Here is a 26,275-nt window from a genome sequence, read left to right as displayed (position 1 = left end):
CAATTCGACCGAAAAAATGGCTATTGGGCCGGCGCCGCGCCGACCTGGCCGGCGACTTCCTGATCCAGTTCCGCCAGGAAATCCGTGATGCGCGCGGCATTGTCGCCAAGATCGTGGCGGCCGTAACGCGAGGCAGATCGCATATCAACGATGACCGTGTCGCCGTCATCCCTCACGCGAATGGCGACGTCCGCAGGAAGGCCAAGAACGAAGCTCGAGGCGATGGCGGTAATGGTCACCTCTGTCTGCCCGGCGAGTTCGGGATAAGGCTCCGAAAGGTCCCAGCCACGCCGGTCGAGCACGGTTTCAACGGCATTGACGACGGTCTCGAATGGCAGGTCGTAGCTGCGTGCGGTGACCAATGGATAGCTGTCGGTCTGCAATGTCTGCTCACCCGGCGTCGGCGGGGACAGCACGTTCATGTCCCTGGTCCGGTCACCGACATCGAGCGCGGGCGGTTCATCGAAATCGGTCGAGATGTCGCGCAGTGGCGGATAGATCGTCGCCCAGTAGGCGGCAACGCCGTAGGGGGTGAGCACCAGCAGCGCCAGCAAGGCGCCGACGGTGAGATCACGGCCCCCACGGTCACCAAAATTCCACAGCCTTGCAAAGGCCAGGCCGGCGAACAGCAGCGCCAGCGCCGCCAGCAGGGCGACAATGCCCAGCACCCACAGGAACACCGGCGTTTGGACGAGGCCGAAGCGATGGCCGACAAAGTTCGTCAGCAAAAGCACCATCGAAAAGGCGGCCGTGCGTCGCGACCAGCCGGCAGCCTTCGACGTTTGCCGTTCGGGAATGCTAACCATTATTCTCTGCGCTGCCCCAACCAGGCTGGAGGTTTAGTGCCTTTTTGCGGCGGCTTGAAGCCGAAACACGCAACATCCCCTCAATCCGTCGGCAAGCGATAGTCCCTGAACTGCTGACGCAAGGTGATCTTCTGGATCTTGCCGGTGGCGGTGTGCGGTATCTCGTCGACGAAGGCGACGTCGTCCGGCATCCACCATTTGGCCACCTTGCCATCCATGAAATCGAGAATCTCGGCCTTGGTCGGTTCCTTGCCAGGCTTGGCAACGACGACCAGCAAGGGCCGCTCGCCCCATTTCGAATGCTGGACGCCGATCGCCGCCGCTTCCGCCACATCGGGATGGCCGACAGCCAGATTTTCCAGGTCGATGGTCGAAATCCATTCGCCGCCGGACTTGATGACGTCCTTCGCGCGATCGGTGATCTGCATGTAACCGCCGGCATCGATATGAGCGACGTCTCCGGTATCGAACCAGCCATCCTCATCGAACTGCTCCGCCCCCACACCGCCATAATAGGCGCGGGCGACGGCCGGGCCGCGGACCTTGAGCCGGCCAAACGTCTTGCCGTCCCAGGGCTGCGCGTTGTCGGCGTCATCGGTCACCTTCATTTCGACGCCGAAGGGCGGGTAACCCTGCTTGCCCTGGACGTCGAGCCTCGCCTCGCCGTCCAGGCCTGCATAGTCCGGCTTCAGGGTGCACAGCGTGCCGAGCGGCGACATTTCGGTCATGCCCCAGGCGTGGATGACCTGGACACCGTAATTGTCCTGGAATTTCGCCATGATCGCGCGCGGGCACGACGAGCCGCCGATCACGACCTTGTTGAGATGGGGAAGCGTCTTGCCGGTCTCTTCCAGATATTGCAGCAGCATCATCCACACGGTCGGCACGGCGGCGCTGAATGTCACCTTCTCCTGATCGAGCAACTCATAGATCGAGGCGCCGTCCATCTTGCAGCCAGGCATGACCAGCTTGGCGCCGGTCATCGGCCCGCTCTGGCCAAGGCCCCAGGCATTGGCGTGGAACATCGGTACCACCGGCAGGACCGTGTCGCGCGCCGACAGGCCCATGGCGTCGGGCATGGCAGCGATCATGGCGTGCAGCACGTTCGAGCGATGGCTGTAGACGACGCCCTTTGGGTCACCCGTCGTGCCGGACGTATAGCACATGCCGGCCGCGGTGCCTTCGTGAAAGGTCTTCCAGGCGAAGTCGCCATCAACCTCGTCAAGCCAGTCCTCGTAGGCAACGACACCGGGCAGGGTCGTTTGCGGCATGTGCGCCTTGTCGGTGAGCACGATCACCTTCTTCAGCGATTGGACGGCACCCGCGATCTTCTCGAGCAACGGGATGAAGGTAAGGTCGACGAAGACGGCCTTGTCCTCGGCGTGGTTCATGATCCAGACGATCTGTTCGGGAAACAGGCGCGGATTGAGGGTGTGGTAGATAGCACCGATGCCCATGATGCCGTACCACGCCTCGATGTGGCGGGCGGTATTCCAGGCCAGTGTCGCGATGCGGTCGCCCAAGGCAAAACCGTCGCGCTCCAAGCGCTGGGCGACCTTGAGGGAACGACGATGGATGTCGGCGTAGGTGGTGCGCACGATCGGTCCCTCGATCGAACGCGACACGATCTCGCGCACACCATGCTGCCTTTCGGCGTTGTCGATCAGCTTGTGGCACAGTAGCGGCCATTCCTGCATCAATCCCAGCATGCCGTTCCCTCCCTCACGCTTTTCACGTCGCGCTTTTGATCGCATTGTGAAGCGAACCGGCGAATTGTCCAGCCACCTACAGGCGCAGCGGACGAAAGTCGGAGTTCGACCTGTATTTGGCAAACGATTGAATCCGGACGCTTTTTGATTTCGTTTGGCGGGCCTTGCTGCCATTCGAGTGACAGGGGCTTCAAATCCATTACGTCCACGCAAACTCTCGTGATCGGACCAACCGCAAAAAAGTGTCATAATCCGGCCATCGTCGGTGTTAAGGTTCGTTAACGGGCAAAGGGGTGCGATTGGCGACTGAGAGAGGTTCGCATGGACGCGCTCGACGATAAGGTTCTCGAGAGTACGCTTGCCGAAAGCCTGGCCGATCTGGTGCCGGACGAAAAGACTGTTTCCGAAGACGAGTTCGTAGAGGTTGTCGGCGGCGCGCTGGAAGCGGTCGGCGGCACGCTGCTGTTCAAGATGTGCGTCCAGAACGAAGGGGAAGGCCAGCATGTCGCGGCGGCATCCGTCGGCGATGGCGGCAATCGCCAGTTCCTGCTGCTCACCTTGCCAACCGGCGGCGGGGCGCTGAAAGTCGAGACCATTTCCAGAAGCAGCAATCCGGTGGCGGGCATCGCGGCCGCCTATGCCGGGCTGATGGATGCCTTCAAAACCGCCGCCTGAATTTCCGCGGCCACGAGAAGGCAATCTTCGCGCCACGCACGGGCGCATGGCGTCTGTTTTGTTTGTGACTACGGGTCTTGCGCAATCCGGCCGTCCACCACACTTAAGGTCGGGGCAAGGAGGAACCAGCATGGACAAGATCGCCAACCCGGCACCCGGCTTCCAGCGCAATCCCGACAAGATCATCACGATAGAGCCCTATTCCGGCACCGTCACGGTCCGCGCCGGCGATACCGTCATCGCGTCGTCCGCGAGGGCGAAGGTGCTGACGGAGGCCCCCTACCCCGCCGCCTTCTACATTCCGTTCACCGACATCGATTTCGACAAGCTCAGCCGAACGGACCACGCGACCCACTGCCCCTATAAGGGTGACGCCAGCTATTGGAGCGTGCTGCCGGCGGGCGAAGCGGGCAATGACGCGATGTGGGCCTACCGCCAGCCGTACGACGAGATGACCGAGATCCGCGACCACGGCGCGTTCTATGCCAGCAAGGTCACCATCGAAGCCAAGCCGGACTGAACGCTTCGGCCCGACGCACTTAAAGGTGCATTGAGATTCAAATCAGGCCCAGTCGTTAGAGCGGTTCGGCGGTTCTATCAAAACACTGAACCGCCCTACTCAGTGGTGCCATGATCGCCCGTCCCGTCGGCGTCGTCGAGCCGCACGAAGGTCATGCCCTTGTCCTTGAGTGCCAGCAAGCCCTGCACCACGCCCTCGCCGGCGGCGTGGGTCGGCTGGTTGATGTGCGAGATAATGACGTCGCCATCCTTGGCAGCGGCGATACGCCTGGCGGTTTCCTTGGCGCCGAGCAGCGAGCCGCCGTCGCCATTGATCGAGAAGCCGGCAATCTTGAAGCCCAGCTTGCGGATCATCGCGATGGCCGAGGGGCTGTATTCGGCGGTTGCGCCACGGAACCATTTCGGCGCCGGCTCGCCGGTCGTGGCCAGAGCCGCGGCCCCTGACTCGACCTCGGCGAGCACAGCCTCCGGGCTGCCGGCGCTGCTTATGCCATAGATCTTCCGTGGCGTGTCGACCGCCGGAACATGGCGGCCGCCGTGATTTTCCAGTTCGAACAGGTCGGGATGCGCCCGCATGATCGCGACGGCCTCGGCGTTGCGCTTCAGCCAGATGCCGGTGACGAAAATGGTGGCCGGTATCTTGTTGTCCACCAGCGCCGAGAGAATGCGCGTGTCGGTCTTGCCGCCGCAGGCATCGAGCGTGAGCGCAACGCGGCCGGTTCCGCTTGCAGCCGGCTTGATGTGCAGCGTGGGTTCGACCAGCGGCGCGGCATGGACGCCGGATATCGGCGCCACCGACATGGCGATCGTGCAGAGATGTTTTTGCAGCAGACGCATTAAACCAAATTCCCGAAACCAAATTCCCGGCTGGCGACTTCAAGCCGCCATCCCAAAAAACCCGCATGAAGGCGGAAATCGGACGAGGGATAGCAGAAAAACGCCTGGCGCGGCAATTTGACCTCCGGCTTGGTGAACATTCGGCGACAGTCTTGCCGACCGATCGCCCTCAGACAACGCGTTCCTTTTTCAGATCGGTGCGTGCGAGGATCTCGCGCACAGCGTCGACGACCGGCTTCACCTCCAGACGCCAGACACAGCAAGCCTTGCTGGGGTCGGACCGGCGACACAAATCCCTGGCCACGCAATCGCAGGGCATTGACGGCCGAAGCGCGATGCTGGGCACGCCGACAGGTCCCCAGCGCGACGGATGCGTCAGGCCGAAAAGGCCGACAACCGGGGTACCCGCGGCAGCGGCCATGTGCATCGGGCCGCTTTCGTTGCCGAGAAACAGCCGGGCCTGTTCCAGGACCGCCAGCAGGCTCTCGAGCGAAAGCGCTCCGACCAGGTCGACCACCGGCGTCGCGGTCCCGGAAACGATCCGCGCGGCGGTTTCACGTTCGCCTGGCCCTCCCACTAGGACGACGCCCAGTCCGGTTTCGGCCGCAACCTGGTCAATCGCCTCGGCAAACCGTTCCGGCTGCCATTGCCGGCCCTTGAAACTCGCGCCCGCATGGACGGCGACGAAGGCGTTCGGGTGGATATCGTGCGTGCGCAGAAGCGCCAGGGCTTTCGTGGCCTCGAATGTCGGCGGCTGGATGCTCGGTACCGTCACGCGCAAATCGATGCCGAGTGCTTCAAGAGGGGAGAGATAGCGATAGACAAAATGCTGCCCGCCAAACCCGTATGGTTTGGCAAACACATTGGCGGGCTGCCGCTCCAGCAGCCTCAGCGGCCTCTCGGGAGGATTGTAGCCGACACGCTTCCTGGCGTTGACGAACCCGCTGACGACCCGAGAGGTCTTGGAATCGGTCAAATCGATCGTCAGATCGAAGTGGAAGCGGCGCAGCGCCCGCACCACGGCATAAAGCTCTTTTCCACGCTCCAGCGGGTTGCCTCGCATGCGGGCCCGCCTGAACGTAACCACCTCGGAAGCGATGCCATGCGCAACCACGAAGCTCTCGAAGTGGGCTTCGCAGAGGAATACGATCCTGGCGCCGGAAAATTCGAGCTGCAGGTTCCTGGCGAGCGTCGAGGCGAGGACGATATCGCCTATGAACTTCGTTTGAATAATCAGGATCGAGCGGAACGGAGCGGGTGATATCTGCAACGTCTGTTTCCGGAGACAATTGGCGGTCATCCGCAAATTGGTCGCAAACAATGTCGAGATTGCGCTCATGTCGCCAGCACGTTCGCGTGAGTTTTCATACAAAACCGTAAGCTTCGTACCGGTCTAGCCGCGTCCTGCCTTTGCCGCGTGCACCGCGGCCTGCGCCGCCGCCAGCCTGGCGATCGGCACGCGATAGGGTGAGCAGGAGACGTAGTCGAGCCCGACATCCTCGCAGAAGCGGATCGACGAGGGATCACCACCATGTTCGCCGCAGATGCCAAGCTTGATGCCAGGCCGCGTCGCCCTGCCCTTTTGCGCCGCCATGCGCACCAGTTCGCCGACACCGTCGATATCGAGGGAGACGAACGGATCCTGCTCGATGATGCCCTTCTGGCGGTAGGTTTCCAGGAAGGAGGCCGCGTCGTCGCGCGAGATGCCGAAGGTGGTCTGGGTGAGGTCGTTGGTGCCGAAGGAGAAGAACTCGGCCGACTCCGCGATGACATGGGCACGGATCGCCGCGCGGGGGAGCTCAATCATCGTTCCAGTGAGGTAATCGATCTTGACGCCGCTCTCGTCCATGACGCTCTTGGCGACCGCATCGATACGCGCCTTCACATAATCGAGTTCCTTCACCAGGCCGACCAGCGGCACCATGATCTCGGGCACCACCAGCGCGCCGGCTTTCCTGCCGGCCTCGACGGCCGCCTCGAAAATGGCGCGCGCCTGCATCTCGGCGATCTCCGGGTAAGAGACGGCGAGCCGACAGCCGCGATGGCCGAGCATCGGGTTGAATTCGTGCAGCGCCTCGGTGCGCTGTCTGAGCTTGTCGGGCGATACGTTCATGGCGGCCGCGACTTCGGCGACTTCCGCTTCCGTCTTGGGCAGGAATTCGTGCAGCGGCGGATCGAGCAGGCGGATCGTCACCGGCAGACCGGCCATGATCTCGAACAGCTCCAGGAAATCCGAGCGCTGCATGGGCAGAAGCTTGGCCAGCGCGGCGCGCCGGTCCTTCTCGGTGTCGGCCAGGATCATCTCGCGCATGGCGACGATGCGGGCGCCGTCGAAGAACATGTGCTCGGTGCGGCAAAGGCCGATGCCTTCGGCGCCGAAAGAGCGCGCCATGCGCGCATCGAGCGGCGTTTCGGCATTGGTGCGCACCCTCATGCGGCGCACCGCGTCCGCCCACTCCATGATCGCGGCGAAATCGCCTGACAATTCCGGCTGCAGCATCGCCACGGCGCCCTTGAGCACCTGGCCATTGCCGCCATCGATGGTGATGATGTCGCCCTTGCGGAAGGTCTGTCCCATCGAGAGCAGCGTGCCGGCCCTGTAGTCGACACGCAGCGAGCCGGCGCCCGAGACGCAAGGCTTGCCCATGCCGCGCGCAACGACGGCGGCGTGGCTGGTCATGCCGCCGCGCGTGGTCAGGATGCCTTCGGCCGCATGCATGCCGTGGATATCTTCCGGACTGGTCTCTATGCGCACCAGGATCGCCTTGCGTCCTTGCGTCTTCAGGTCCTCGGCATCGCCGGAGGAAAAGACGATCTCGCCGGTGGCGGCTCCCGGCGACGCCGGCAGGCCGACGCCGATGACGTCGCGCGCGGCTTTTGGGTCGATGGTCGGATGCAGCAACTGGTCGAGCGAAGCCGGATCGATGCGAGCGACAGCCTCCTCCTTGGTGATCAGCCCGTCCCTGGCCATCTCGACCGCGATCCTGAGTGCCGCCTTGGCGGTGCGCTTGCCGGACCTTGTCTGCAGCATCCACAATTTGCCGCGCTCGATTGTGAATTCGAGGTCCTGCATGTCGCGGTAGTGCTTTTCCAGGCTGTCGGAGATGGTGACGAAGGACTGGAAGGCGTCCGGCATCAGCTTCTGCAGTGACGGCTTGTCGGAACCCGCCGCGATGCGCGCCGCCTCGGTGATGTTCTGCGGCGTGCGGATGCCGGCAACGACATCCTCGCCCTGCGCGTTGACCAGGAACTCGCCATAGAGCTGCTTTTCGCCGGTCGACGGGTTGCGGGTGAAGGCAACGCCGGTGGCCGAGGTCTCGCCCATATTGCCGAACACCATGGCCTGGACATTGACCGCCGTGCCCCAGCTTTCGGGAATATCGTGCAGGCGCCGGTAGGTGATGGCGCGGTTGTTCATCCAGCTCGAAAACACCGCGCCGATCGCGCCCCAGAGCTGCTCGTGCGGATCCTGCGGGAACGGCTTGCCCAGCTCTTCCTCGACCTTGGCCTTGTAGAGCGCGATGACGCCTTGCCATTCGATGGCCGTCAGCTCGGTGTCGAGCTCATGGCCGAGGCTGGCTTTCTGGTCTTCCAGGATTTCCTCGAACACCTCGTGATCGAGACCCATGACGACATCGGAATACATCTGGATGAAACGGCGGTAGCTGTCATAGGCAAAGCGCGCATCGCCGGAATCGGAGGCCAGCGCCTCGACCGTCTCGTCGTTCAATCCGAGATTGAGCACGGTGTCCATCATGCCGGGCATCGACGCCCGGGCGCCGGAACGCACCGAAACCAGGAGCAGCTTCGACGGGTCGCCGAACCGGCGGCCAGTCAGCCGGCCGATATGGTCGAGCGCGACGGCGACGTCGGCTTCCAATCCCGCCGGGTAGGCACGGCCATCGGCATAGTAGGCATTGCAGACCTCGGTGGTGATCGTGAAGCCCGGCGGCACCGGCAGGCCCAGGCTGCACATCTCGGCCAGATTGGCGCCCTTGCCGCCCAACAGATTCCTGTCGCCGGCACGGCCTTCCGCCGCACCATCGCCAAAGGTGAAAACCCATTTGGTCATGCTTTGCTCTCCGGTTGCAGGAGATTGGAAAGATTGGCGAAACGGAAAGCTCCGCCCGTGTCCGACTTCGAGCGATATGATGCTGCAGTGCGAAACGCAAGCGCCGGGCAAGTCGTCGGGTCGCTACAATCGATTAAGAAAAAGCCATCGCCCGGGATGCGTCAAAAAGACTTGCCACCTGATGGTTCGATGTCTAGAACATAAAGGGAACAAAGAGGTGCCTCATGAAACAGCCTGGAAAACTGGACTCTCTGGAAATGCCGGCGACCGGCGGCACGCTGGACCGGATGAAAGGCTTCTACAGTGCCGCCTTTGGCTGGTCGTTCACCGATTATGGACCAACCTATTCGGCCTTTGCGGAGGGGCTGGACGGAGGTTTTCAGGCCGATGCAGAGGAAGCGCCGGCCAAGCCGCTGCCTGTGCTTTACAGTGAGAATCTGGAAGAAACCCTTGGCGCGGTCGAAAGCGCCGGCGGAACGATCGTCAAGCCGATATTCCCATTCCCCGGCGGTCGACGCTTCCACTTTGTCGACCCGGCCGGCAACGAGTTGGCTGTGTGGTCCGTATAATCCGTTGTGGATCATCTGGCGGCAATCGCGCTGCTGGTCAGCCGGGTGCCTTCGCGGTCGCTCATAAGCATTGTGCTTTTCGGCTGCTCTGCTAATAACGCGCCCGCACAGCGACTCTGACGGCTATTGGGGCGTCGCCAAGTGGTAAGGCATCGGTTTTTGGTACCGACATTCCCAGGTTCGAATCCTGGCGCCCCAGCCAAGCGCAGACTTCATTGAGACCGAAGCACGCACCGAATCGACCCTGCTCCACCCAAGAAGTGTCCGCTCGGCCGTGCCTCGGCGATCTCGCCAGCCACGTAGATGTCAAAGCGCGACCAGAGCATGTCGGCAATGGGGGTGGCCGGACAAAACCCTCCTTCGCCTGGGTTTGTTAAGGGTGCCCTTATTGCCTGCGAGAGCAACTTTATTTGCAGACGGGCGTACTCGTCAGCATGTTGTCAGAACAGGCTTGCTGTTTGCCATCTCCATATTTTGTTGCGGTGCTCCAAGTTTCGACGCCGGCACTTGATCCCCCCGACATCTCAAATGTGTGCTATTTTTGCTACATTTTTTGGCCGTCTGCCCAAAATCTATCGTTTAGTCACAGCTTAATAATGAAACGTCCACGTTAATTTGTAAGATAGCGAACAAAGCCAGGCGCCGAGCCGGCTGGGGCGCCCTTGAAAAGGGCGGGGAAACGTGGGTGGGAAAATGAAGACGACAGGTCTGTCGACCAAGGTCATGGGCGTTGGCCTCTTGATGACGGCTACCATGCTGAGCTGCTGGGGCGCGCATGCATTGACGCTCAAGGAGGCCATGGCGGTTGCGGTGGAATCCAACCCGGAAATCGGCCAGGCCATCGAAAACCGTGAGGCGATCGAGTTCGAGCTGCGGCAGGCGAAAGGGCTTTATCTCCCAAGCGTCGACCTGCAGGCATCTACTGGTGCTCGCCGCCTGGACAACTCCTCCCGCCGAGCGCTCTCCATCGAGCACGATGCGCTTTATCCCGCGGAGACCGATCTGACGGTTTCACAAACGCTTTATGATAGCGGCGCAAGACGAGCCGAACTCAACCGTCAGGCCTCCCGAGTCGATGGCGCCTCGTTCCGCGTGCTGGAGCGATCCGAGTTCATCGGGCTGTCGGTTGTCCAGGATTACCTGGAATACATGCTTCAGGGCTCGATCGTGGCAGAGGCAAAGAAGAATCTGGGCTTTCATCAAGCGATTCTCCACGACATCAGGGAAGGCATCGCAGGCGGCGGGTTGAACGAAGCCGACCGGCAACAGGCCGAGGAGCGCTTGTTCGCGGCCAAGGCCCGCATGCAGGAAGCCTCCGAGGAACTCGAGGCCTCGAGGATACGCTTCTTCAAGACAGTCGGGAAACCGCTGACCAATGCTTCGCGGCCTGGCGATGTTTCCTCCGCGCTGCCAAGGTCGCTCGACGACGCACTGGGCATTGCGCGGGAGAACAATCCGCGCGTCCACATGGCCAATAGCGATATTGCGGCCGCGGCCTCGCAGGTTGACGCCGCTCGGGCGAAATACGGCCCTTCGATCGTCGCCGAAGGCACCGCCCGGGCCGGATATGACATTGACGGCGACAATGGAGACACGTCCGATTTGCAGGCACGATTGGTGCTGCGTTGGAACCTGTACCGCGGCGGCATCGACAAAGCGAATGAGCAGGAGCAAATCCGCCGCGCCAGCGAGCAGCGGCTTGGGCTGCATCAGGTTCTGCGGGAGATCGAAGAGGCCGTTCGCACGTCCTGGGATCGCCGCTTCCGGCAAGCCGATTTGGCAAAGACCCTGAAGCTGCAAGCCGCTTCCAGCGAGAAGCTGGTTGCCTCTTATCGCGAGCAGTTCAAGGTCGGACAGCGCTCGCTGCTCGATGTGCTGGATGCGCAAAATACACGGTTCAACACAGCGACGCTGGCGGACACCGCGTCCTACGCATCCCTTTTTGCCCAATATCGGCTTCTGGCAGCGACCGGGCAGTTGCTGAAAACGATGGACATCCATCCGCCAAAGCAGGCCACGGCCTACGCCAAGGACGAATTTGCTGTTCCGGCGAACGCGGACACCGAAACCTATGCACGGACCCCGTCGGAACAGACGAACGATATACCTTTCGACATCCTTGCCCCGGTCAGGAAGAAGTGAGCCGGTGTAAGGGGGGTTGAGGGTCCTGGCGGGCGGGTCGTGAATCAGCAGCCACATATTCTGTCGCCCAAGGAGGCATTCAAGGCCTGCTTTTCGGCGGTTGCCGCCTATCTCGGCAGGCCGAGCGCGGAAACCGTGCTGTTTGCCGGGGTAGCGATTTCGGACACGCGCATCGAGGTCACCGAGATCAGGCATCTTGCCGAACGCATCGGTCTCGAGACCCACGAATTCAACCATCGCGACTTCTTGCGCGGTCGCGTCGATCTTCCCGCAATTCTCTTCCGTGTCAGCCAGTTGCCGATCGCCCTGCTGGCGGAAATCGACGGCGACGGGTATCTTACTGCCCCGCAGGAAGACGGGCGCACGACTGTCGGCAAATCCGAGCTGGCCGCAAGTTACATCAGCGGCGGCGTATCCTTCTCGATCACCTATGCCAACGCCACCGAAGGCATGAAGGTCGGGTCGGCGCAGCAGATCGAACGGCGCCATTGGCTGACAGGAACGATGGGCGCTTTCTGGCGTACCTATTCGAAGGTCGTGCTGTCGGCGATCTTCATCAACCTGCTGGCCATCGCCTCGCCGATCTTCACCATGAACGTCTATGACCGCATATTGCCGAACAAGGCGATATCGACGCTCTGGGTGCTGGCGATCGGTATCGGTGCCGTCATTCTTTTCGACCTGCTTCTGAAGACGGCCCGGGCCTCGCTCATCGACTATGCCGGGCGCAAGGCGGACCTGCGGATATCGTATTTGCTGTTCGAGAAGGTGCTGAATTCATCCTTGTCCGCTCGTCCGGGCTCGACCGGCGAATATGCCAACCGTGTCACTCAATATGAGTTCGTCAGGGAGTTCTTCACCTCCAACACCATCAGCGTCTTCATCGACACGGCCTTCGTCTTCATCTTCCTGCTGGTCATCTACGCGATCGGCGATTGGTTGGTCGTCATACCGGCCTTGGCATTCGTGGCGTCGGTGATAGTCGGCCTCGTCACGCAACGCCGCATCGGCAAACGGGTCGCCGCGTCGATGAACGAGGCATCCCAGCGCCAGGCCTTGCTGGTCGAGTCCATCTCCACGCTGGAAACAATCAAGTCCCTGCGTGCCGAAGCCTACTTGCTGAGGAAGTGGGGCGAGCATTCGAAGAATGCGGCCAACACCTCCGAGAAGATCAAGCAGCTCTCGGCGGCGGCCGGCAACATCACCCAGGCCATCCAGCAGCTTGTGACGGTCGCCCTGGTCGTGGCCGGAGCCTATGCCTTTTCGGAAGGGCACGTTTCGACAGGAGCCATTATCGGCACGGTGATGCTGGCGAGCCGGGCCGTGGCTCCGCTCGGCCAGATCGCGATCACCTTGTCGAGATTTCGGCAGGCCATGCTCTCCTTGAGAATGGTGAATTCCATCATGGCCCAACCGGAAGACCGGCCGGACACGGTGGGCTTTGTCAATCGCCCGATCCGCAATGGGGCGATGACGTTCAAGAATGTCGGCTTCGTCTACCCCGGCTCGGAAAACGAGGTTCTGTCCGGCCTGAACTTCTCGGTGAAGCCGGGGGAGCGCATCGGCATCATCGGCCGCATCGGGTCAGGCAAGACGACGATGGGACGCCTGATCGGCAGGCTTTTCCTGCCGAGTTCAGGCGAGCTGCTGTTGGATGGCATCGACATCCGCCAGTATCACCCGTCGGAGGTGCGCGCCGCCGTGGGAATCGTCGCGCAAGCCGGCGATCTGTTTTCGGGCACAGTGAAGGAGAACCTGCTCATGGCAGCTCCCGAGGCGACCGACGAACAGATCATCGAAGCCGCAAAAGCCGCCGGCGTCGACGAGTTCGTCTCTCGCCATCCACGCGGCTACGACATGAATGTCGGCGAGCGGGGCACCAATCTTTCCGGCGGGCAGAGACAGACGGTGGCGATTGCCCGGCTGCTTTTGACCAAGCCGAAGATCGTCTTTCTGGATGAACCGTCCGGCTCGATGGACCTGGCTTCGGAACGACAGCTGATCAAGCAACTCAAGACGGCATTTGACCGCAACACGACGCTGATCGTCTCGACGCATCGCTTCAGCATGCTCGAATTGGCTGATCGCCTTATTGTGGTCGAGCAAGGAAAGATCGTTGCCGATGGGCCAAAAGAACAAGTCATTCAGGCGCTGCAGAGAACAAATACCTGAATGAACAAATTATATCGGGCTGAAACCGATATAATAACGGGGCGTAGGAAATGCTTGCCAGAGAAGACCGCCCGCCGCTTTTTGCGACGGCGTCCATATTCATCATAGCGGCGCTCTTCGTCGCCTTTGTCGCTTGGTCATCATTCGCCGAGGTCGACGAGATCGCGCGTGGCGACGGCAAGGTCATACCGGCCTCCAAGACCCAGGTCATCCAAGCCAGCGAGCCGGGCGTCGTTCAGGAAATCGCCGTTAAGGTGGGGCAGGTCGTCAGGAAGAACGACCTTATCATTCGTCTCGACAACACTTTGAACACGTCCAGCCTCGGCGAACAGCAGGCCAAGGCGCGGGCCCTGCAAACACGGATCGCCAGGCTCAAATACGAACAGAGCGGCAGCATCACCGGATCGTTTCCGTGTCCGCAGGACATTCAGGCGGTGGCACCCGAAATCTGCGACAACGAGCAAAATCTCCTCGTTGCCCGGCGCGAAAACTTCGACAACAAGCTGTCGGTGCTCAAGTCGCGCCTCGACCAGCGCGAAAAGGAACTCGACGAGGCGAACGCCAATGTCGACCGCCTGACAAAAAACCTGGCTGTGAGCGACCAGCAGGCGAAGCTGGTCGAGGCGATGGTCAAGAAAGGTCTGATGGCAAGGACCGAGCAGCTCAAGGTCGAACAGGAGCAGACCGAACTCAACGGCCAATTGAACCTGGCCGGCGAGACGATAAAGAAAGCCAAGTCGGCGATCACCGAGGCGCAGCTCCAGGTCGAGGAACTCGGGCTGCAGTTGAAACAGGAAGCGCTCGATGACCTGACGCAGGCCTTGGCCGATCTTTCCGTGGTGGACGAAACCATTCGCGGCGCGACCGACAAAGTCGCGCGAACGGATATCCGTTCTCCGGTGGACGGTATCGTCAACACGATGGAACTGAACACCGTCGGCGCCTTCGTCCAGCCCGGTACTGTCGTAGCCGGCATTGTGCCCACTTCCGAGACATTGCTGGTCGAAGCGCGTGTTTCGCCCCGCGATGTCGCCTTTATCCGCCCCGACCAGGATGCCTTGATAAAGGTCACGGCTTACGACTTCTCGATCTTTGGCGGCATCGAAGGCAAGGTTTCCAACATTACCGCGGACAGCCTGGTCGATCAGAAGACGGGCGAGCCCTATTACCAGGTGCGTGTTTCAACCGACAAATCGACACTGGAGCGAGACGGAAAGGCATATTCAATCATCCCCGGCATGATCTGTTCCGTGGATATCAAGACCGGACGCAAGACGATCCTGAGCTACCTGCTGAAGCCGATCAACAAAGCACGTCAGGAGGCAATGAGTGAGCGCTAGCGCCATCTCTCCCCCGCCCCCCGAAGACCGTTTGCTTCTGCCGCTGCCGACAGAAGATTTCGAGCTCGAGTTCCGCGTCGTGGCGCGCGGCGGCACAAGGCGCGGCATCCGTCTGGAACGGGCTTTCTGGCTTTCGCTGAAACAGATGGCCGAGAGCCGCAAATGCACCATCGGCATGCTGGTCGACGAGATCGCCGAAAGTCACGCGGAGAACGGAAACCTGACCTCGGCAATTCGGGTGGCCTGCATTCGCGCGTTGGGACACGAGAACCTGAATTTGCGCAGGCTTGCGTCGATCAGAACGGTAAACGCCATTCTGCTTGCCTGTCCGTCGCCGGCTTTCGCCTTGGCATCGACCAAGAAGATCGTGACGTTCAATGCGCCATTCCAGCAATTGGTCAAACGGCAGTTGCCGACGGCATTCGACGGAGACACGCGGCAGGACCTGAAGCTGGCGCTGGATCTCAACGTGGCGGATATATTCGCGCGCCTCGACACCAACGGCGACGTTGCCGTTGCGAGCGGATTTGTGATCGGCGCCGGAGAGCGCCGTTACCGGGGCCAGCTGAACGTGGTGCGCGCGCCGGTGCTGGACCTGGAATTGCTGATGGCTTTTGTCTTCAACGGTTAGAGCCGCTCATCGTTTCGCGGAACCGTTCTATCTCTTTGTCTTGAAGCAATTTGCCCAGGCAAAGCGCTACGCACTTTTCCTTGAATTGCTCCGGGCATTCAGCCGGGGACAAACAGCGACCGCGCTTTGCCTTTACTTGACTTCCATCTGCGCGCCTTCGCCAGGCGCGACGGTTTCGAAACCGCCTTTGACGTCGGCCATCTGCGCGGCCCCCGGTTTGGACCCATGGATCCATGCCCGGTCGGTGCTGAACGAGTACAGTGGCTGATAGTCCGGAAGCGCGCTGTCCTTGAGCACCGTATTGTTGAGACTGTCGAGAATGTAAGCGCCGCTTGCAGTGCTCACCGAAAGCACGGCGTGGAAGAAACCTCGCTTGCGGTCCTGGAGAACGACGAGCGACATGCTGCGTGCCGGAATGCCGGCCCTCAGCAACGCCGTCATCTTGAGAATGGCGAAGTCCTCGCAGTCGCCGGCGCGATTGGCGAGGATTTCCGAAGGCTTCGCCCAATAGTCGAGCTTGCCGTAAACGACGCTGTCCTTCCTGTAGGCGATCAGGTGGTTGATGCCGCTGTTGATGAACGACAGTTTTTCGACAAACCTCTTGCCTTGGGCAGCAGAAACCATGGCCGCGAAGGCCGGGCTCTTGTGGTCGCAGGGACTGCCGGCGGTGCAACCGGTTATGGCCTGGTAGACCGGTGCCCAGCGCGCCGAAACCGGAAAATTGCGCATGGACAGCGCAACCGACCCGAACACGCCCGGGATAATCGACGCAGTCTGCATCGGGTCGACATCCCTGCCTTCTTGCGCCATCGAGGCGCTGGACCGGTCTTGCGCGGAAACGGGATTGTAGCCGTTCAGGACGAGGCTGATCTGGTAGGCGGCGGCCGGCTGCCAGGGCTGGTAGCTCCGCAGCGAAATGCCGCCGAGACCAGGCGGTGCCTGGACCGTTCCAAGCAGTGCTGTTTCGGGCAGGAAATCCCTGATGACCGGCCCGGCAAGGGCTGGCTGCGTCGCGCCGGCTATCCCCAGTGCCAGCAGAAGCAACTCGAGTTTTCTCTTCCCCGGAGCATTCTTTTGTTTTTTCATGACGCCCACCTTTGACCGTGGACGCTACCAATCTTGTCTCAAATTACTGGAAATGAAGGTGGATAACTTTCCCGCAAAGTGATTTTGCTATTTTGTGTAAAATTTTATACGTATTTATACTTCTATTTACCAAGTTTTTCGCGCTAGTCGTGGCAAAGCGCCGCGCATTCCAAGCAAGATATAACTGATTATATGTTCACAGTTTACCAAGCGTAAAAAAAGTCATCGAACGCATATCCAAATATATAGAATGGATTGACGGACCGTTGCAAAGTCGGGGCGCCGCCTGTCTCTTTCCGGGAAATGCCGGAGGGGTTAAAGCTATGACGACCAGTATTGAGTTGGACAACGTTTCGAACTCGTGGGACGAGCATTCCGTCTCCAACGATCACCACGACCTGACAGCGCCGATCCAGTTGGTGGCGCAGGCCGCGCCGGCCGAGCAAGCAGCGGCGCCGGCTCAAACAGCGCCGGCAGCGGCCGAGCCTGTGCCGGTCGATGTCGGCGGCGGCGCGCCAGCGGCTGCTCCGCCAGCGGCGAATGCCCCCCACGAATACGTGGCTGACGCAAGCAACGTCGTAAAGCTTCCCGCCAACGTCTCGATCGACAACATCAAGGTCGACGGCCACAACCTCGTGCTCGAGCAGGCGGACGGCTCGGTCATCGTCATCAAGGACGGTGCCCTGAATGTGCCGACCTTCATCATCGGCGAAGTCGAAGTGCCGCGTGTGGCCTTGATCGCCGCGCTGGAAGCGAGCCATGTCGATGTCGCCTTCGGCGCGGACGGCTCGATATCGGCGGGCCCGGGAGGTTCGACCTCGAGCGCCGGCGGCAATTTCGAACAGCCTGCCGGCGGGATCGGCGACGGCTTCGGCCTGTCGGCCCTCCTGCCACCAACGGACCTGCAATTTGGGCAGCCGGATCATCGCGAATTGTTCCCGAGCCTCCTGGAGAACGATTCCACTCCCTCCATTGGCGCCATAGGGGAAGCGACGGTCCATGAGGCCGGCCTTCCGGCCCGTGGTGGCGAGTCGGCCGGCTCGGATGCAGCGTCGGATTCCGAGACGGTATCGGGCACGATCGGGTTCACCTCGCCGGACGGCGTGTCGGAAGTGACGCTGGGCGGCCATGTGCTGACCGGTGCCCCGCAGACCTTCAGCGACGCTACCGGCTCGCTGACCGCAAGCTATGTCTTTGATGCTGCCTCGGGCGTTGGCACGATCAGCTACTCCTATACTCTCGGCGACAACACCTCGGGCGACAATACGAGCGTGAATTTTGCGGTTGGAGTGACGGATGGCGATGGCGACACGGCTCCTCCCGGCAACCTGGTCATCAACATCATCGACGATGTGCCGACGGCCCATGCCGACAGCAACGACGTGACCGAGGGTGTCCTGCTCACCGTCACGGCCGCGGCCGGCGTGCTGACCAACGACGTCGCCGGCGCCGACGGCGCCATCGTCAGCGGCGTGCGAGCCGCTGGTGCGGACACTTCAACCGCTGTGACCGGCGGGGTCGCCACCGACATAGCGGGCCTGCACGGCACGCTACATCTCAACGCCGACGGGTCCTACACCTATCAGTCGACCGCCAACAACATCACCTCGGCGACGACCGACGTCTTCGTCTACACCATCAAGGACGGCGACGGCGACCTGTCGACCACGACGCTGACCATCAATCTCAGCGATGCCGGGCTGGTCGCTCCGGCCGACAGCGACGTCACCGTCGACGAGGCAGCTCTCGACACCTCGACCACCGGCGCAGACCTCACGCACGGCACCGTTACCGGCTCGCTGCCGCTCCTGACCACCGAGACCGACGCGACCAACCATCTCAACGCCTTGGGCGGTGTCGGCGGGCTCACCTATACGGAGCAGACCACCGTCGGCACCTACGGCACAATCCATATCAATACCGACGGCAGCTATGTCTACACGCTGACCAGCAACCATCTCAACGCCCAGGCCGATGACGGTGCGCAGACCATCTCGGGGCTGGAGAACTTCACCTATACGGTCACCGACAGCGTCGGCAATTCCACCACGGGCACCATCACCGTCAATATCATCGACGACGTGCCGACGGCCCATGCCGACAGCAACGACGTGACCGAGGGTGTCCTGCTCACCGTCACGGCCGCGGCCGGCGTGCTGACCAACGACGTCGCCGGCGCCGACGGCGCCATCGTCAGCGGCGTGCGCGCCGCTGGTGCGGACACTTCAACCGCTGTGACTGGCGGGGTCGCCACCGACATAGCGGGCCTGCACGGCACGCTGCATCTCAACGCCGACGGGTCCTACACCTATCAGTCGACCGCCAACAACATCACCTTTGCGACGACCGACGTCTTCGTCTACACCATCAAGGATGGTGACGGCGACCTGTCGACCACGACGCTGACCATCAATCTCAGCGATGCCGGGCTGGTCGCTCCGGCCGACAGCGACGTCACCGTCAACGAAGCAGCACTCGACCTCAACAAGGATGGTGCCGATCTCGCCGCCGGCACCGTTACCGGCTCGCTGCCGCTCCTGACCACCGAGACCGACGCGACCAACCAGCTCAACGCCTCGGGCGGTGTCGGCGCGCTCACCTATACCGAGCAGACCACCGTCGGCACCTACGGCACAATCCATATCAATACCGACGGCAGCTATGTCTACACGCTGACCAGCAACCATCTCAACGCCCAGGCCGATGACGGTGCGCAGACCATCTCGGGGCTGGAGAACTTCACCTATACGGTCACCGACAGCGTCGGCAATTCCACCACGGGCACCATCACCGTCAATATCATCGACGACGTGCCGAAAGCCATCGGCACGGCCCAGCTCACGGCAAATGTCGATGAGGACGGCCTCCACAATGCCCAGTCTGTCGGCAATGTCGACAATTCCCAGCCCGGCGAAGTAGCCGGGACCAACTCGGCCATTGCCACAGGCGCCGCCGGTGCCTTGAATCTTCTCGTCGATTTCGGTGCGGACGGTCCGAACCCGACATCGGCCTTTGGGCTGGTCACGCAAGCTGCTCCTTCCGACTCCGGCATCGACTCGAAGGGCGCGGATGTCCTGATTGTCTCCGACGGCACCACGCTCACCGGCTATGTCGATATCGGCGGCGGAGCCGGCTACCAGGCGGGCACGGACAGACCGGTGTTTACGCTGACTGTCGGCGCCGACGGCTCATACGTCTTCACGCTGATCGATCAGATCGACCATCCGACGCTGAACGGCGCCGTGGGTGACAATACGGAAAACACGCTTGCGAATGGCGGGATCGATTTTTCGTCATTCATCATTGCCAAGGATGGCGATGGCGACACCGTCGAACTGGCGGCCGGCACGTTCAAGGTCCAGGTGCTCGACGATGTTCCGCAGATCACCGCGCGGGATGCCGCCACCACGACGACCACCACCACGGAAACGATCGTCTACACGCTGCAGGCCGGTAACACCGATGTTCGCGGCATGGACGGCGCCGGCAATCACGACATCAAGCTGTCCGGCGTCGACGTCAATGAGGGCGACAATTCCGTCAACACCACCGGCACCAAGATCGGCGTCGGCGACGGCCAGATCATCGATGGATACGAGACCCATCCAGGTGTGACCGGACCTGAAATCCTGACCATGGATTTCGTCAACAACCTCGTGGTCACGGCCAACAATCCAAATCCGCCGACCATCACCGATAGCGGTTCCTATGATGTGTCATCCGTCGCCTTCACCATAGACGTCGCCGAAGCCAAGGGCATCGAGAGTGCGGTCCTGTTCATCGGCGCTAAGGATGGCGGCGTGTTCGAGCCGTTCACCGTGACGGTCAATGGCGTGCTCACAGCCGGCACCGCCGTCTTCGAAGGCGGCGTGCAGGTCGGCTACGCCTTCGCCGGGGTACCGGATGGCGCTACCGTGGAAGTCGTGGGCAGCACCCCATTCGACCAGCTCAAGGTGGGCAACTACAACAACTTCACGTTCGATTCCAATGCGGGCGGCACCGATGCCACCTTGAGCGGGGGGAATCCGTTCAAGATCTTCGGCATCGAGGCGAAGATCACGACTGTCACCACACAGACCGAGGTCTTCCGGGTCAGCCATGACGAATCCGCCGGCGTCAACAATTCCGCCGACCCCAATCCGGCCAACGATACGGCCCTGCCCCCGCCGGCTCTGGTCCAGGAGGCTGACGCGCTCGGCTATGCGAAATCGTCGGCAAGCGCGCTCGGGCTCTTCAACGCCTCGGTCGGCGCCGACGAAAATGCCACGTTCTCCTTCGCGGTGACCGATGCCAACGGAAATGCGCTCGTCAATGTCGATTCCGGACTGAAGACGATCGGTGGCGCCACAATTCTGCTCTCGACGAACGCCGACGGCGTTCTCGTGGGGTCGGCCAACGGCGTCGACGTATTCAAGGTCTATGTCGACCCGACCGGTGCGGTCTGGATCGGCCAGTATCAACCGATCGCGCACAGCATCGATGGCGGCAGTGCGGCTGCCTTCGACGACATCGCGACCGTCGCCGCCGATCTGCACGTCAAGGCGACGATCACAGATTTCGACGGCGATTCGACCACCGCCGTTTCCCATGTCGCCCTGAGCGTCGAATTCCAGGATGACGGCCCGGCGGCCGTCAATGATCAGGATTCGGTGACCGAGGACGGACCGACGACGGCTGACGGCAATGTCGTTACCGGCACCGGCGGCAGCGACGCCAATATCACCGACGGCCACGCCGATCATCTTGGCAGCGACGGCTTCGGCGCGATCGCCTGGGATGGCGCTGTCACCAACCACGTCAACGGGACTTACGGCCAGCTCACGGTGGGCGCCGACGGCAGCTACAGCTATGTGCTCTATACGCAGGCCCAGAATCCGGCTGCCTATGCCGCGGTCCAGGGTCTTTCGGCGGGCCAGAGCCTGAACGAAAGCTTCGGCTACACCGTGACGGATGGCGACGGCGACACTTCGCCGGCGTCCCTGACGATCACCGTCAACGGTGCTGATGATATCGTCACCATTTCAGGCCTGACGCTTCAGGCGGATGGCGGCGACGCGACGGTCGACGAGAAGGGACTGCCGCCACACGGATCCAATCCCGCAGGGTCGGGAGAATTGTCCGATAGCAATCCAAACAACAATTCCGACCATTCGGAAACCGCCGTCGGCACATTCGCCTTCACTTCGCCCGATGGTCTGGGATCGCTGCAGGTCGGCACGACCATCATCAGCTACGCCAATCTGGCCAATTCCGGTTCGGTTCCGGTCGTCATTGTCGGCGGCCCGACCTATGGCACGCTCACGATCACGGGCTTCAGCGGAACAAACGCCGGCGGCACTGTCACCTACAGCTTCACGCTGACCGACAACGTTGCGCATCCGGGCGTGGGGATCACCGGCGCAGCTGACCAGCTTTTCGCCAACTATGGCGTTGTCGTCACCGACGAAGATGGCAGTGCATCGAACTCGACGCTGTCGATCGCCATCAATGATGATGGACCCACCGCCCATGTCGACAGCGGCAATGTCAATGAAGGCGCGTTGCTCAGCGTTGCCGCCGTTGCCGGCGTGCTGGTCAATGACATCGCCGGTGCCGACGGCGCCACCATCGACGGCGTGCGCGCCGCAGGCGGCAACACAATCACCGCCGTATCGGGTGGCGTCAACACCGACATCGTCGGCCTGCACGGTACGCTGCATCTCTACGCAGACGGCTCCTACACCTACCAGTCGACCGCCAACAACATCTCCTCGGCGACGACCGACGTCTTCGTCTACACCCTCAAGGATGGCGACGGCGACCTGTCGACCACGACGCTGACCATCAACCTCAGCGATGCCGGCCTCTTCGCTCCCACCAACAGCGATGTCACCGTCAACGAGGCGGCCCTCGACACCTCGACCACCGGAGCCGATCTCACCCACGGCACCGTCACCGGCTCGCTGCCGGGCTCGACCGCCGAGACCGATGCCGCTAACCAGCTCAATGCCACCGGCGGCTTCGCACCGCTCACCTATCAGCTGGCCAGCGGCGGCAATGCCGCCACAGCCGGAACCTACGGCACCATCCAGGTCCACACCGACGGCAGCTATGTCTATACGCTGACCGCACCCGTGCACGGACCGGCAACCGCCGGCACCGATACCGTCAATGCCGCCGAGAGCTTCACCTATCAGGTCACCGACGCAAACGGGAACACCACCACCGGCACCATCAACATCGCCATCGTCGATGACGTCCCGACAGCCGCCACCGACAGCGGCAATGTCAATGAAGGCGCGTTGCTCAGCGTTGCCGCCGTTGCCGGCGTGCTGGTCAATGACATCGCCGGTGCCGACGGCGCCACCATCGACGGCGTGCGCGCCGCAGGCGGCAACACAATCACCGCCGTATCGGGTGGCGTCAACACCGACATCGTCGGCCTGCACGGTACGCTGCATCTCTACGCAGACGGCTCCTACACCTACCAGTCGACCGCCAACAACATCTCCTCGGCGACGACCGACGTCTTCGTCTACACCCTCAAGGATGGCGACGGCGACCTGTCGACCACGACGCTGACCATCAACCTCAGCGATGCCGGCCTCTTCGCTCCCACCAACAGCGATGTCACCGTCAACGAGGCGGCCCTCGACACCTCGACCACCGGAGCCGATCTCACCCACGGCACCGTCACCGGCTCGCTGCCGGGCTCGACCGCCGAGACCGATGCCGCTAACCAGCTCAATGCCACCGGCGGCTTCGCACCGCTCACCTATCAGCTGGCCAGCGGCGGCAATGCCGCCACAGCCGGAACCTACGGCACCATCCAGGTCCACACCGACGGCAGCTATGTCTATACGCTGACCGCACCCGTGCACGGACCGGCAACCGCCGGCACCGATACCGTCAATGCCGCCGAGAGCTTCACCTATCAGGTCACCGACGCAAACGGGAACACCACCACCGGCACCATCAACATCGCCATCGTCGATGACGTCCCGACAGCCCATGACGACACGTGGGGTTCGACCATCACTGGACCCACCACTCTTACCGGCCTGCTCGGCAACGACGTCTTCGGTGCCGATGGCGTGGATACGGACAATGCCCCAACACTAGGCCAGGTCACAGTAACGACAAACGGCGCCCACGGCATCGTGGTTTACAACAACAACGGCACCTTCACCTATACGCCAACGAGCGGCTACAACGGCGGGGACACCTTCACCTACACGATCAAGGACGGCGACGGCGACACATCGACAGCCACTGTTTCGCTGACCGTGAATATGAATGACGCGCCGGTTGTGGCGGATACCCAGAATTGGATGCCCAGTGACCCCGCGCAGCAGACCAGCGGCACGCCGACCTATCCAAGCGGGTATCCTCTGCTCGTCACGATCCCTACCGATGCGGATGGCGACAACCTCATCGTCACTGCGACCGGAGTGCCTTCAGGGGTGTTCTATTACAATGGGTCAAACTACGTCGCACTGACGGTCAACACGGTGCTCTACAACCCATCCGCCAATATCAACCTGCTGGATGATCTGGTTTACCGACCGACGGCTGCGGTTACCGACACGGTCAATTCCAATCTTGTGCTGAGTGTCTCCGATGGCACTCTCACGACTACGCAGACTGTAGGTATTCACGAGGTTCCGCCGACCAGCATTCCGGGGCCGACGGGCAACATACAAGGCAGCCAAAACAGCCCGCTCACATCCGGCAACGATGCGGACGCTCCCTTTGTCTTGAACCCCGAGTTCGCAAATGCCGTCAACAATGATGCCTCGGCCGGCTCTATCACGCTACGGACCGATTTTCAGAACCGACCGGGATATTCGATCCCAATTCAAGCGGGGGATCAAAACGGCAACGCTCTCGAAGCTCAGGTCAATGTTTATATCTATGTGGATGGAATAAAGTTCCAGGCAGTATCCGTCGCCGATGGAAACCCAAACACGTGGGTATTCGACGGACAGCTTATGACAGCTGTGGTCGATTTCGACACGATCGTGAATACGACAACTCCTTCGCAGACACTTGCGCAATACATTGCGCTGAATCCGGTCGCCGCCGGCGAAACCTGGACAATACAATATGACGACATCACTCCAGGCAATGACCAGGCCCGGATGCTTAATTTCGCCTTGCAAGTGTTCGACCCAGGAAACCCAGGCATAGTCGTCAATGGCAATGCTTTGCTGGCAGATCAGATATACGGCGGCTCCGGCAGCGATACTTTATCTGGAAACGGAGGGGATGATATTATCATCGGCCGCGGAGGCAATGATCTCATCAACGGCGGTAACGGGAATGACCTGCTCGACGGGGGTCTCGGAAGAGATACGATGACCGGCGGCGCCGGTAACGACACCTTCGTGATCGGGGCTGGCGATTCGACCCCCGTCATCGGCGGATCGGGCAACGCCGGCACGATCTCCGGCTACGACATCATCACCGACTTCGTCGCCGGCACCGACAAGCTGACTCTGCCGGGTACGCTAGTGGCTGCCACAGCCGGCCTCGTCGATGGAGCAGGAGACTCCGTGTTGACGATCGGCGGAGATACTGTTGAATCTCATTCGGTTACTAATGGCATCGCCAGTTTCTTCGGGACCGATGCCGGTGGCTCGTCGTTGACTATCACCACAACGTCAGGTTTAGCGGCGGCCGTCCAATATCTCATGGGAACGGACATCGGCAACGCCGGAGCAACACTTGCGTTCACGGCAACGATCTTGGGCGTAAACCACACCTTCGTGTACACTCAGACAACCGATAGTGCCGGCGTGGGAGCATTGGTCGATCTGCAGAACGTCACGGTTGCGAACCTGGACACCCTCATGGGCGGATCGATCGATCCCGTCATTCTCGACCTGAACCACAATGGCTTTGCCTTCTCCGATGTCAGCCACGGTGTCCAATTCGACATGAACGGTGATGGCACGAAGGAACAACTCGCCTGGAACACGTCGAACGACGGCATACTGGCGATCGATCTCAATCATGACGGCAAGATCGATGACGGCACGGAGCTGTTCACGCCGAACTTCAACGGCGGCCACTTCGCCAACGGCGCCGCCGCGCTGGCGTCGCTCGACAGCAACCATGACGGTGTCATCGACCATAACGACGCGGCTTTCGACAGCCTGCTGATCTGGAAGGACGCCGACGCTAACGGCATCAGTAATGTCGGGGAATTGTCACACCTTGCCGATAACGGTATCGTTTCCATCAACATAGCGGCGACCGCGACTGTTGGTGAAATCGACGGGCAGACCGTGACAGGCAACGGAACCTTCCAAATGGCCGACGGCACGACAGGCAACTATGTCGAGGTCGAACTCGACACCTCGCTTGTTGCACCGACGGAGCCGTCTGTCGCTACTGACGGTACAAAGACCTTCACTGTCGGCTCTCTCGAGGTTGCCGATCTGATCGCTGATTTCCACGATGGCGCGAACGGCGACAAGATCGATCTTACGGCGTTGCTCAAGGGGCTGGCCGGCGTCACCGACCTCGAAGCCGGCGGCTTCGTGGAGATCGCGCAGTCCTCGGCCAACGCGGCCAACGCCGAGGTCAAGGTCGATACGAATGGCGGCGGGGACAACTACCATACAGTCGCCGTGCTGGAGAACTATACGTTCCACAGCGCCGCCGAAGCAGTCAAAATACTCTATGATGACAGCCATGGCACCAAGCAGGACGTGGCCTAAGCGCGAAAGGGAC

At 61.5% G+C, this 26,275-nt stretch carries 14 protein-coding genes and 1 tRNA gene; 9 read left to right on the top strand and 6 right to left on the bottom strand.

The window, feature by feature from the left end:
- Positions 1–20: 20 nt before the first annotated feature.
- A complete protein-coding gene (locus O7B34_RS12935; RefSeq protein WP_337146394.1) occupies positions 21–806 on the bottom strand; it encodes a DUF1499 domain-containing protein in 786 nt (261 codons plus the stop codon).
- 80 nt (positions 807–886) lie between these two features.
- Complete coding sequence (locus O7B34_RS12930; RefSeq protein ID WP_337146393.1) at positions 887–2,515, bottom strand: fatty-acid--CoA ligase; 1,629 nt, start codon at positions 2,513–2,515, stop codon at positions 887–889.
- Positions 2,516–2,836: 321 nt separating this feature from the next.
- On the opposite strand from O7B34_RS12930, the gene O7B34_RS12925 reads away from it, so the two are divergent.
- Both O7B34_RS12925 and O7B34_RS12920 read left to right on the top strand, forming a co-directional pair.
- Positions 2,837–3,190, top strand: coding sequence for a hypothetical protein (locus O7B34_RS12925; RefSeq protein WP_140510466.1), 354 nt, complete (start codon positions 2,837–2,839; stop codon positions 3,188–3,190).
- A 130-nt stretch (positions 3,191–3,320) separates the two neighbouring features.
- The gene (locus O7B34_RS12920; protein ID WP_337143666.1) at positions 3,321–3,710 is read left to right on the top strand and encodes a DUF427 domain-containing protein; all 390 of its coding nucleotides are present in this window, start codon (positions 3,321–3,323) and stop codon (positions 3,708–3,710) included.
- 95 nt (positions 3,711–3,805) lie between these two features.
- Here the strand turns inward: O7B34_RS12920 and O7B34_RS12915 are convergent, their stop codons facing one another.
- The 3 genes from O7B34_RS12915 to ppdK form a co-directional block, all read right to left on the bottom strand.
- Positions 3,806–4,546: a polysaccharide deacetylase family protein gene (locus O7B34_RS12915; protein WP_337146392.1), complete on the bottom strand. Its 741-nt coding sequence runs from the start codon at positions 4,544–4,546 to the stop codon at positions 3,806–3,808.
- Positions 4,547–4,715: 169 nt separating this feature from the next.
- Entirely contained in the window at positions 4,716–5,816 is a 1,101-nt protein-coding gene (locus tag O7B34_RS12910; RefSeq protein ID WP_337146391.1) for a glycosyltransferase family 9 protein, read from the bottom strand.
- 123 nt (positions 5,817–5,939) lie between these two features.
- Positions 5,940–8,618 carry a pyruvate, phosphate dikinase gene (gene ppdK, locus O7B34_RS12905; RefSeq protein ID WP_337146390.1) on the bottom strand — a complete coding sequence of 893 codons (2,679 nt, stop codon included), beginning with the start codon at positions 8,616–8,618 and terminating at the stop codon, positions 5,940–5,942.
- Positions 8,619–8,842: 224 nt separating this feature from the next.
- Between ppdK and O7B34_RS12900 the strand changes: the two genes are divergently transcribed.
- From O7B34_RS12900 to O7B34_RS12875, 6 genes are all read left to right on the top strand, one after another.
- Positions 8,843–9,187 (top strand): VOC family protein, encoded by a 345-nt coding sequence (locus O7B34_RS12900; RefSeq protein WP_337146389.1) that lies wholly within the window; start codon positions 8,843–8,845, stop codon positions 9,185–9,187.
- A gap of 127 nt (positions 9,188–9,314) precedes the next feature.
- Positions 9,315–9,389 (top strand) — tRNA-Gln (locus tag O7B34_RS12895).
- A 491-nt stretch (positions 9,390–9,880) separates the two neighbouring features.
- Entirely contained in the window at positions 9,881–11,329 is a 1,449-nt protein-coding gene (locus O7B34_RS12890) for a TolC family protein (protein ID WP_027145931.1), read from the top strand.
- 39 nt (positions 11,330–11,368) lie between these two features.
- Entirely contained in the window at positions 11,369–13,501 is a 2,133-nt protein-coding gene (locus O7B34_RS12885) for a type I secretion system permease/ATPase (protein ID WP_337146388.1), read from the top strand.
- A gap of 50 nt (positions 13,502–13,551) precedes the next feature.
- A complete protein-coding gene (locus O7B34_RS12880) occupies positions 13,552–14,841 on the top strand; it encodes an HlyD family type I secretion periplasmic adaptor subunit (RefSeq protein ID WP_337143660.1) in 1,290 nt (429 codons plus the stop codon).
- The gene (locus O7B34_RS12875; protein ID WP_140718022.1) at positions 14,831–15,472 is read left to right on the top strand and encodes a ribbon-helix-helix domain-containing protein; all 642 of its coding nucleotides are present in this window, start codon (positions 14,831–14,833) and stop codon (positions 15,470–15,472) included. The genes O7B34_RS12880 and O7B34_RS12875 overlap by 11 nt, the downstream gene beginning before the upstream one ends.
- A 132-nt stretch (positions 15,473–15,604) precedes the next feature.
- On the opposite strand, the gene O7B34_RS12870 is transcribed toward O7B34_RS12875, so the two are convergent.
- A complete protein-coding gene (locus O7B34_RS12870) occupies positions 15,605–16,558 on the bottom strand; it encodes a transglutaminase-like cysteine peptidase (protein WP_337146387.1) in 954 nt (317 codons plus the stop codon).
- Positions 16,559–16,881: 323 nt separating this feature from the next.
- Between O7B34_RS12870 and O7B34_RS12865 the strand changes: the two genes are divergently transcribed.
- Positions 16,882–26,262 (top strand): Ig-like domain-containing protein, encoded by a 9,381-nt coding sequence (locus O7B34_RS12865; protein ID WP_337146386.1) that lies wholly within the window; start codon positions 16,882–16,884, stop codon positions 26,260–26,262.
- Positions 26,263–26,275: the final 13 nt, after the last annotated feature.

It is taken from the genome of Mesorhizobium sp. Cs1299R1N3 (assembly GCF_037179625.1).
In the GTDB taxonomy this organism is placed as follows: Bacteria; Pseudomonadota; Alphaproteobacteria; order Rhizobiales; family Rhizobiaceae; genus Mesorhizobium; species Mesorhizobium salmacidum.
Note: the sequence above shows the minus strand (reverse complement) of the source record. Positions and strands in the feature narration are given on the sequence as shown.

Coding starts and splice junctions, on each gene's coding strand:
- ppdK (WP_337146390.1), bottom strand. CDS start 8,618: ATGACCAAATGGGTTTTCACCTTTGGCGATGGTGCGGCGGAAGGCCGT.
- O7B34_RS12880 (WP_337143660.1), top strand. CDS start 13,552: ATGCTTGCCAGAGAAGACCGCCCGCCGCTTTTTGCGACGGCGTCCATA.
- O7B34_RS12870 (WP_337146387.1), bottom strand. CDS start 16,558: ATGAAAAAACAAAAGAATGCTCCGGGGAAGAGAAAACTCGAGTTGCTT.
- O7B34_RS12915 (WP_337146392.1), bottom strand. CDS start 4,546: ATGCGTCTGCTGCAAAAACATCTCTGCACGATCGCCATGTCGGTGGCG.
- O7B34_RS12925 (WP_140510466.1), top strand. CDS start 2,837: ATGGACGCGCTCGACGATAAGGTTCTCGAGAGTACGCTTGCCGAAAGC.
- O7B34_RS12935 (WP_337146394.1), bottom strand. CDS start 806: ATGGTTAGCATTCCCGAACGGCAAACGTCGAAGGCTGCCGGCTGGTCG.
- O7B34_RS12900 (WP_337146389.1), top strand. CDS start 8,843: ATGAAACAGCCTGGAAAACTGGACTCTCTGGAAATGCCGGCGACCGGC.
- O7B34_RS12930 (WP_337146393.1), bottom strand. CDS start 2,515: ATGCTGGGATTGATGCAGGAATGGCCGCTACTGTGCCACAAGCTGATC.
- O7B34_RS12865 (WP_337146386.1), top strand. CDS start 16,882: ATGACGACCAGTATTGAGTTGGACAACGTTTCGAACTCGTGGGACGAG.
- O7B34_RS12890 (WP_027145931.1), top strand. CDS start 9,881: ATGAAGACGACAGGTCTGTCGACCAAGGTCATGGGCGTTGGCCTCTTG.
- O7B34_RS12920 (WP_337143666.1), top strand. CDS start 3,321: ATGGACAAGATCGCCAACCCGGCACCCGGCTTCCAGCGCAATCCCGAC.